The following is a 9,029-nucleotide window of genomic DNA, read 5'->3' as shown; positions in this document are numbered from 1 at the left end:
GAGTCGCCTTCGGCCCGGCGAAAGCCGCCAACGCGGGCGGGGTGGCCACCAGCGCCCTGGAGATGCGGCAGAACGCCGGACGGGACAGCTGGCCCTTCGCACGGGTCGAGGACCAACTCGCCGTCATCATGCGGGACGTCCACCGCACCTGCTACGAGACCGCCGAGCGGTACGGTGCCCCGGGCGACTACGTCACCGGTGCCAACATCGCCGGCTTCGAACGCGTGGCGGACGCGATGCTCGCGCAGGGCGTCGTCTGAGACGCCTTCCCACTCTCGCGCGGAAGGGGGAACGGGACCGGCGCCGACACCCGCCCGGGATCGGGATCCGACGCGCAATGAACCGCGTCACCGGTCGGGCCGTCCTCAGAGTTGCTGCGCAGGGGAGCGCAGGGGAGGAGAAGCACATGAACGGATTGCAGGGGAAGACCGCTCTGGTCACGGGAGCCAGCCGTGGCATAGGGAGGGACATCGCCCGTCGACTCGCTGCGGACGGGGCACTCGTCGCGGTCCACTACGGCAGCAGTGAGGCAGCGGCACACGACACCGTGGCCCGGATCGAAAAGGACGGGGGGCGGGCCTTCCCGGTCCCGGCCGAGCTCGGTGTCCCGGGCGATGTCGAGACGCTCTTCGAGCGCCTGGACCGCGCGTTGCTGGAAAACGGTGAGGAACCGGCGGTCGACATCCTCGTCAACAATGCCGGGACCAGCGGTTCCGCTTCCGTCGCCGAGGTGACACCGGAACTGTTCGACCGCCTCGTCGCGGTCAACACCAAGGCACCGCTGTTCCTCGTTCAACACGGTTTGAAGCGGTTGCGTCACGGTGGCCGCGTCATCAACATCACCTCGGCCGCCGCCCGAGTGGCATTCCCGGAGTCGATCGCCTACGCGATGACCAAGGGAGCCGTAGAGACCCTCACCCGGGCATTGGCGAAGGACCTCGGCCCTCGTGGCGTCACCGTCAATTCCGTCGCCCCCGGCTTCGTGGCGACGGATATGAACGCGCGTCGTTGGTCGACTCCCGAGGGCGAGGCCGCCTTGGCCTCCTTCTCCGTGTTCAACCGCATGGGGCGCCCCTCCGACGTCGCCGACATCGTCGCCTTCCTCGCCTCGGACGCCTCGCGGTGGGTCACCGGACAGTGCATCGACGCCACGGGCGGCTCGATGCTCTGACGGAGCGACCGTCGGGGAGCCGGGTGCGGGGGCGATGTCCGACACGGGCTCGCGCCGTGAAGTCCGGGTGACGGAGCCGCGCCGTTCTCGGGGCACGTCCGTCACCCGGGCGACCGGATCGGCCGACCAGTGCAGTGAGAGTGGCGAGGACCGTCCCGTGCTGTACGCGGACGCCGAAGGACGTGCGGCGCTGATTGCGGTGGTCGAGGGTTGAGCCGAGCCATGGTGCCGAACACCGGCGTTGTGGTCGACTCCTGAACTGCCCTCGCCCTGTACGGGTTTCGTACCGCACCGGACTCGTATTGACTTACGAATTCCCGCTAGTAAAGTTGCGCAAGATCGCGAGATGCTGGGATGGGGCGAGGTGGCGACGGCTCACGCGGAGGGGAAGGGCTGGACTGGGTGCTGCAGCCATACGAGCAACGGCTCCCGCAGTGACCACGGATCCTCCCGCCTCCTGCCGGAGCACGCGAGAGGCCTGCCCTTTCGTAGCGGTGTGAGCGTGACCGGCTGGGTGCCCGCCGGGAGTCACCCCCTTGCACCGGTCCGGCGGACGCACCGCGGGAACTGTCGTGCCGAGCCGGCGCCCGAACCCTCGGCACCCGTGACCCGGTTGCCCGATGCCTTCGCGTCAGCGACGCCGACCGTGGTTTCCCGCGGCGGAGGCGATGGCCGTCGGATCCACCGCGCGACGCGACCGACCCGATCGCCCCGCCTCGCGTCCGCAGGCATCCCGCTCCTCGCGTGCGCGCGATTGCGGTGGACTACCCCAGATAGGAACCCAACGTGACATTAATACCCGAAACCGACCTCGACGTGTTCCCCCTGTGCCTCGGCGGCAACGTCTTCGGCTGGACCGCGGACGAGCCGACCTCCTTCGACATCCTCGACGCGTATGCCGAAGCCGGCGGCAACTTCATCGACACGGCGGACTCCTATTCCCAGTGGGCGCCCGGAAACGAGGGGGGTGAGTCGGAGACGATCATCGGCCGATGGATGGCGTCGCGCAAGAACCGGGACCAGGTCCTCATAGCCACCAAGGTCGGCCGCCTCGGAGGGCTCACCGGTTTGGGCGCGAAGGTCATCGAGGAGGCGGTGGAAGCCTCGCTCAGGCGTCTCGGGACCGACCGGATCGACCTCTACTACGCGCACGCCGACGATCCCGGGACGCCGTTGGAGGAGACGCTATCGGCGTTCGACGCACTGGTGCGCGCCGGGAAGGTGCGCCACATCGCCGCCTCCAACATCAGTGGCGCGCGGCTGGCGGAGGCGATCGAGGTGGCCGACCGCCTGGGAGTGGCCCGCTACGTGGCGGTGCAACCGCCGTACAACCTCTTGGACCGCACCCCGTTCGAGACCGACCTAGCGCCGGTCTGTTCCGACGAAGCAGTGGCGTGCGTACCGTACTTCGGCCTGGCCCAAGGATTCCTCACCGGCAAGTACCGCAAGGGCGCACCGCAGGTGGAGAGCGTACGCAACGCCGCTGCCTCCCGCTACGCGACCGTCCGAGGCCACGAGGTGGTGGCGGTGCTGGACGCCATCGCGGCGCAGTCCAACACGACCTGCGCCGCCGTGGCGCTCGCATGGTTGGCGGCCCAGCCGCACGTCGTCGCTCCCCTTGCGAGCAGTCGGACACCGGGCCAGCTCGCCGAGATCCTGCCCGCGGTGGACCTGGTGCTGTCGCCGGCCGAACTGCACGCACTGGACGTGGCCTCACGCGGTGGGGAAGAGAACCGTGACTGACGCCGTCCCCGGGCACTCGGCGGACGACGTCACCCCGACGGCCGTCATGCTGAGCTTCGACACCCTCAAGTCCTTCATCGGGGTGGCGCGCGACGAGTACGACACCTGCACACCCGCGGAACCGCCGTGCTGCTTCGCCGTGTTGATCGGCCGGGTGCAGAACAGGTGCGCCAAGGTCACCGGAATGGAGTTCGCCAGCAACGTGCGCGCCGTCGACCCGGCGGCCGTCGAGGAGTTCAACACGGCCGTCGCTCCCTGTTTCGGGGCGGCGTACCGGAACACCCGCAGGGGCTTCTGGTGCAGTCCGAAGGATCTGTTGCGCATCTACCGGCAGGCGGAACGCGAGGACGTCGACGTCCTGGGCTCGATCCACCTCCACCCTGATTGGCACCGCATAGGCCCGCCCGCCGAACGGGGACTGACCATCAGTGAGCGACCCACGCCGATGGACCGCTACATGTTCCACAACACGCGCTATCCGCTGAACATGATCTGCTACCTGGAGTCCGCGGCGGACGACGTGGCTGCGACCCTGGCCGCCTGGGGCCCTCCGCCGGAGGACGAACCGGACGGCCCCTGTCCCGAGCTGACGGTGCGGTTCAGTTCGTCCTGAGCACCGCGACACACAGCGGGACCGCACGCGTCCGCGTCCGTACACAGGGCCCAACGCCGCCGGGCAGCCGTGGTCGGCGAGCCTCCCGTGGTCGGTCCGGTTCGCTGCACCCTGCCCGACGACGCGATCGGTGCCGGGCCGCCCCCGCTGTGCACCGGTCCTCTCCAGCGCGAACGTCGCCCGGCGGCCGTGACCGGCTACCGACGGAACGCCTCCTGGGTCCCCGCGCGCGGTGGACGAGGCGGTACGCCGCGGAAGCGACGGTGGCCGGTACGCCCGCGGAACGACCGTGCTCCCCGCCGGCCGGCCGCCGGGAGCGCCCCCCGTAAGGTGGTGTGGTGACGACGAACACGGGCCAGAGCGGCGGACGCCTGCTGTACGGATGCATGGGACTGGGCGGGAGCTGGACGCCCGATCCCTACGGGGCAGAGGACATCGCCGAGGCGGAGGCGGCGGTCGTCGCGGCGCTGGAGATCGGTGTCACCACCTTCGACCACGCGGACATCTATCGCCACGGCAAGTCCGAGGCGGTCTTCGGCGAGGTCCTCGCCCGTGCGCCCGGACTCCGCGAACGCATCGTGGTGCAGACGAAGTGCGGTATCCGCCTACCCGACGGCGTGCGTCCGGGGATCTACGACCTGCGGGGGCCCACCATAGAGCGCCGCGTGGAAGAAAGCCTCACACGGCTGCGCACCGACGTCATCGACATTCTCCTCCTGCACCGCCCGGACCCCCTCGCCGATCCCGACGACATCGTCGAGACGCTCACCTCACTGCACCGGCAGGGGCTGGTACGGCGGTTCGGCGTGTCGAACATGTCCGGCGAGCAGATCGCCCCGTTGGCCGCCCGTCTGGACGTGCCCCTCGTCAGCAACCAACTGGAGATGAGTCTCGGACGTCGTGACTGGCTCGAGGCGGGCGTCCTGGTGAACACCGGCGCGGCGGCTGCCAACGGATTCCCGCTCGGCACCCTCGAGTACTGCCGTGCGCACGGCATCGAACTCCAAGCCTGGGGCGCCCTGGCGCAGGGGCGCTTCACGGGACGCCAGGAGACGCCGCAGGAACGAGCCACCGCGCAGCGGATCGCCTCCCTGGCGGAGGAGAAGGGCACCACTGCGGAGGCCGTCCTGCTGTGGTGGCTGATGCGCCACCCGGCCCGCATCGCCCCGGTCGTCGGTACGGCGAATCCCGATCGCATCCGCGCCTGCCGGGACGCCGCGCGCCGGGAGCCGGACCTCGGCCACGAGGAATGGTACGAGCTCTGGCTGGCGGCACGTGGCGAACCGCTGCCCTGAGCCGGGGCGACCGCCTTGCGCGGCCACCTCCCGGGCAGCACGCTGCGGCCGGACCGTGTCGGAGGGGAGCGCCCTACCGCCCGCAGGTAGGTGTTGTGCCGGTGGGATGGACCATGGCGCAACGGCGACCGGACGACGCCCCGGCCTCCTGCAACGATGCGGGCGGCGCCGGTCGAGGCCGTAGGGGCGACGGCGTGCCGCATCCGCCCAGACCACCGAGGGTCGGGCGGGACGACGGCCTGCCGGGGCGGGGCGGGCGGTCCCGGAGCCGTCGGGTTACCCGTCCGCTGCCACGCGCGCGATCCGGGCGGGACCTCCGCCGGCCGGAGCCGTCAGCTCCCGATGCCCCGGGTGAGCGTGCTTCCGCAATGATCTCGGGAGCCGTCACCCGTGGCGTTCGCCCATGCGCGCTGCGTCCCCGGTGGCACGAGAGCGGTCCCCAGCCGCAGCACCGGCCGGCCGACCGTCGCGTGCCGCGTGCTCGCGACCGCACCGCGACGCTCGACGAGAACGAACCGGTCGCGACCGTCGGGTATCGGGTGCCTTTCCGTCGCCCCGCGATCGGCCGGGTGACGGCGTGGCCGAACTCCACGGCAAGGGACCGGGCCGATCGGCGCGGCCCACGGGCCGGGGGAGGAGGCGCCGAGGGGAGACGTCACCCCGACGGAAACCACCTCCTCGGCCACTCGGGTGCCGCCGCCCGCCCGCGGGGCACTTCGGGCTACGACCGGCGGCGGGGCTTGCCGCGCCTGGCGCTCCGTGAGCCGCCACTCCGCTGGCTCCTACCGGCCGACGTCCCGGACGACCTCCCGGCCGCGGGCTTGCGGCGGGCACCGCCGGCGGCCTGGCGTTGCTCCTGCGGCTGCGCCGGAGCAGCGGGACGGCGTCCCCGGGTGCTGTTGACGGTCCGCCCGCGCACGATCCCGATGAACTCCTCGACCTCGTCGGTGGTCTCGTCCTCGGGCCACGACAGCGCCACGCGCGATTGGGGGGCGTCCGTCAGCGGACGGTACGTGAGGTCCCGCCGGTGGTGCAGACGGGCGAGCGACTGGGGGACGACGAGCACCCCCACTCCCGCCGCCACCAGTTCGATGGCGTCCCCGGTCGTGGCCGGCCGCTCGATCGCGGGCCGACCAGGCCTTCCCCCCCAGTCCAGGGTGTCGTCGAGGGGGTGGAGCACCACGTCGTCCGCGAGGTCCTCGGGGGACACCTCGTCGACCGCCGTCACGACGTGGTCCTTCGGGACCACGACCACGGTCGTCTCGGTGTAGAGAGGGATCGCACTGAGGCCCTCCCGGTCGATGGGCAACCTTACGAGGCCTGCGTCGGCGTCCCCCCGGCGCAGGACATCGGGCGCCTCGGCCGCGGACACCGCCACGAGGTCGAGTGGGACGTCGGGCATCCGCTCGTGCCAGGTCCGCACCCACTTCGTGGGTGTCACGCCCGGGACGTACGCGAGCCGGAACGAACGGGGTGCTTCCGTGCCTGTCACCCGGCCAGGTTACCGGGCGTGGTCAGCGGTCGCGCACACGCTCTATATCCTGGGGTGATGAAGTCGCAGCAGAGCTCCCAGACCATGAAGCCCGCAACGGCGGCGAAGAAGCTGGGCGTGTACCTCGAAGCCACTCCCGAAGAGTTCCGGAAGGGCGTGGTCTCGCGGGACGAGCTGAGCGCGCTGCAGACCGACCCGCCCGAGTGGCTCCAGGAGCTGCGGCGCAACGGCCCCCACCCCCGTCCGGTGGTCGCGGCCAAGCTCGGCATTTCGATCTCGGGCCTGGCGCGCGGAGGAATCACCGAACCCCTCACCACGGAGCAGATCGACGAGCTGAAGCGGGAGTCCCCCGAGTGGCTCGAGAAGGAGCGCGCCACCCAGGCGGAAGTCCGCAAGGAAGCAGTCCGCATCAAGAAGAAGCAGGCCGAGCGCACCGACCGGCCCCGCTCCTGAACCCCGCCCGCTCGGAACGCTAGCGGTACGACCGCTCTCCACACAGGCAGCCCCTCCCCAGGGTGGGGCTGCCGTCTGATGCCGTCTCATGCGCCTTCGATTCTTGGAGGTTGCTACGAATTCCTCTGCTCGCTGAACGCGCCGTGCGCGTCCTCCGTATTCCACTCAGCTGTAGCTCAGCGCTTCTCCCTCACCCGGTGCGGCGCACACGGCGGACCGGCAACGAAGCATAGGAGTTCCATTGAGACATTCAGTTCGGAGACGCTCAAGGAAAGGCAGAAGGGCCGTCGTCGCCTCGATCGCCCTGATGTTGGGCGGGGGTGGTCTCATCGGGGTCAACACCTACGCCTCCGCCGGCGAGGGTTGGGGGCAAGGGTCCGGTGACGGCAACGAGCAACAGCAGAACCAGACGCTGAACGCCGGATCCGCGTCGACCATCAAGTGCCCCGAGGTGGCGAACGGGCTGCCCGCGGTGCCGGACGGCGCCAAGCAGCAGGTCGACCGCGAACTGGCCACCCTGGACAGCCAGATCACCGAGGCCTACAAGCGGTTCGCCGACGAAAAGGCGCGGATGGTCGAGGACCCGTCGTACGCCGAGAAGACCGTCCTCGGCCCCCTGGAGGACAAGCGCTCGGCATCCATCGAGCGCATCGTCGGCACCATCAGTCGCGCGGCGGGGAAGAGTCCCAAGGGGATGGAGTCCATGGCTCCTTGCACCCTGCAGGTGGACCGCCCCGACAAGGGTGACGGCGGGCAGAACAACGACCAGGGGCAGGGACAGAACGACGGCGGTCAGAACAACGGCGACGGCGGAGGGAACCAGGACCAGGCACCGGGTCAGGCCGGTAACGGGCCCGACCAGGGCGACTTCGTCGACATCCGGTCCGTACGGCCCAACGTCCAGGAACCGCGCAAGCTCCGCAACGCCTCGCGCGGTACGTTCACCACGGACTGCGGCACCAACCAGAACGGCAAGTTCAACCCGGACAACGTGATCGTCGCGCCCGGTGTGAGCAACGGCGCCCACCACGTGCACGACTACGTGGGCAACCAGGCCAACGACGCCTTCGCCAGTGACGACGACCTCGCGGCCGGTCAGACCACCTGCCAGGACCAGGGGGACAAGTCGACCTACTACTGGCCCGTGCTGCGCCTGCAGAACGGGCAGGAGGAGGACGACGCCCAGGAGGACGGCGGCGGCAAGGACAAGAACGTCGGCGAGATCCAGAAGCCGTCGCAGGTGACGCTGAACTTCGTGGGAAGCCCGGTCTCCAAGGTCACGGCGATGCCGAAGTTCCTGCGCATCATCACCGGTGACGCCAAGGCATTCGTCAACGGCGACAAGAACGCCAACGCCTCCTGGAGCTGCACCGGCTTCGAGAACCGCCAGCTGAAGGACAAGTACCCGATCTGTCCGCAGGGCAGCAAGGTGGTTCGCAGCTTCAAGTTCCAGAGCTGCTGGGATGGTCAGAACACCGACAGCGCCAACCACCGCACGCACGTGGCCTTCGCGGACCAGAACGGCCGCTGCCCGAACGGCTTCAAGGCCATTCCGCAGCTGGTGCAGCGCATCGTCTACGACGTTCCGCCCCCGTCCTTCGGCGGCAACAACCCGAGCGTCTTCGCGGTCGACTCCTTCCCGGAGCAACTGCACAAGCCGATCACCGACCACGGCGACTTCATCAACGTCTTCGACGACAACCTGATGCAGACCATGGTCACGTGTGTCAACGAGGGGCGCCAGTGCGGACCCGGAGGCGCCGGCGCGCCACCTGCCAATGGTGGTGATCAGCAGACTGGTGGTGGTGACGAGCAGGCTGGCGGTGGTGATCAGCAGGCTGGTGGTGGTGACGAGCAGGCTGGTGGTGGTGACGAGCAGGCTGGCGGTGGTGACGAGCAGGCTGGTGGTGGTGACGAGCAGGCTGGTGGTGGTGATCAGCAGCCTGGAGCCGGGTCGGATGCCGACACCTTCGGAGCCACGGCCAAGCCGGACGCTGCGGACAGTGGGCAGAAGTCCGAGTCCGAAGCCGGGACCACCGCCGATACGACCGCCTCGCAAGGCACGTCGGGCAGCGGCGGCAGCAGCCTCGTCACGGACGGCGGTGGCAAGCCGCAGGCCGTGGAGGGCGGACTCGCCTCGACGGGCGCCCAGCTGTGGCCCTCTGCGGCCGGTGCGGTGCTGCTGATCGCCGGCATCGTGCTCCTCCGGACGCGCAACCGGGCGGAGCCCTCCGGCCGCCGGTGACGCACACCCCGCTCGGC

8 protein-coding genes and 1 pseudogene are annotated in these 9,029 nt (G+C 70.1%); 8 read left to right on the top strand and 1 reads right to left on the bottom strand.

Going from position 1 to position 9,029, the window contains the following annotated elements:
- From ACFXOM_RS34570 to ACFXOM_RS34545, 6 genes and pseudogenes are all read left to right on the top strand, one after another.
- A pseudogene (locus ACFXOM_RS34570) lies at nucleotides 1-260 on the top strand (glutamate dehydrogenase); the annotation flags it as partial.
- Between the two features lie 146 nt (nucleotides 261-406).
- The gene (locus ACFXOM_RS34565) at nucleotides 407-1,171 is read left to right on the top strand and encodes an SDR family oxidoreductase (RefSeq protein WP_384943229.1); all 765 of its coding nucleotides are present in this window, start codon (nucleotides 407-409) and stop codon (nucleotides 1,169-1,171) included.
- Between the two features lie 34 nt (nucleotides 1,172-1,205).
- Nucleotides 1,206-1,385: a hypothetical protein gene (locus tag ACFXOM_RS34560; RefSeq protein WP_384949282.1), complete on the top strand. Its 180-nt coding sequence runs from the start codon at nucleotides 1,206-1,208 to the stop codon at nucleotides 1,383-1,385.
- Between the two features lie 572 nt (nucleotides 1,386-1,957).
- Nucleotides 1,958-2,914: an aldo/keto reductase gene (locus ACFXOM_RS34555; RefSeq protein ID WP_384943233.1), complete on the top strand. Its 957-nt coding sequence runs from the start codon at nucleotides 1,958-1,960 to the stop codon at nucleotides 2,912-2,914.
- Nucleotides 2,907-3,527, top strand: a complete 621-nt coding sequence (locus ACFXOM_RS34550; protein WP_384943235.1) for a hypothetical protein — start codon at nucleotides 2,907-2,909, stop codon at nucleotides 3,525-3,527. Before ACFXOM_RS34555 ends, ACFXOM_RS34550 begins: the two co-directional genes overlap by 8 nt.
- Nucleotides 3,528-3,865: 338 nt before the next feature.
- On the top strand, nucleotides 3,866-4,822 hold the full coding sequence (locus tag ACFXOM_RS34545; protein WP_385041368.1) for an aldo/keto reductase family oxidoreductase: 957 nt from the start codon (nucleotides 3,866-3,868) through the stop codon (nucleotides 4,820-4,822).
- Nucleotides 4,823-5,543: 721 nt separating this feature from the next.
- Here ACFXOM_RS34545 and ACFXOM_RS34540 read toward each other — a convergent pair.
- Nucleotides 5,544-6,314 (bottom strand): LysR substrate-binding domain-containing protein, encoded by a 771-nt coding sequence (locus ACFXOM_RS34540; protein ID WP_384949284.1) that lies wholly within the window; start codon nucleotides 6,312-6,314, stop codon nucleotides 5,544-5,546.
- A 57-nt stretch (nucleotides 6,315-6,371) separates the two neighbouring features.
- On the opposite strand from ACFXOM_RS34540, the gene ACFXOM_RS34535 reads away from it, so the two are divergent.
- Both ACFXOM_RS34535 and ACFXOM_RS34530 read left to right on the top strand, forming a co-directional pair.
- Nucleotides 6,372-6,767 carry a DUF5997 family protein gene (locus ACFXOM_RS34535; protein WP_384949287.1) on the top strand — a complete coding sequence of 132 codons (396 nt, stop codon included), beginning with the start codon at nucleotides 6,372-6,374 and terminating at the stop codon, nucleotides 6,765-6,767.
- A 307-nt stretch (nucleotides 6,768-7,074) separates the two neighbouring features.
- The gene (locus tag ACFXOM_RS34530; protein ID WP_385041374.1) at nucleotides 7,075-9,012 is read left to right on the top strand and encodes a DUF1996 domain-containing protein; all 1,938 of its coding nucleotides are present in this window, start codon (nucleotides 7,075-7,077) and stop codon (nucleotides 9,010-9,012) included.
- Nucleotides 9,013-9,029 lie beyond the last annotated feature (17 nt).

The organism is Streptomyces sp. NPDC059169 (assembly GCF_042755225.1).
Classification (GTDB): Bacteria; Actinomycetota; Actinomycetes; order Streptomycetales; family Streptomycetaceae; genus Streptomyces.
This window is presented reverse-complemented; position numbering and strand designations above follow the sequence as displayed.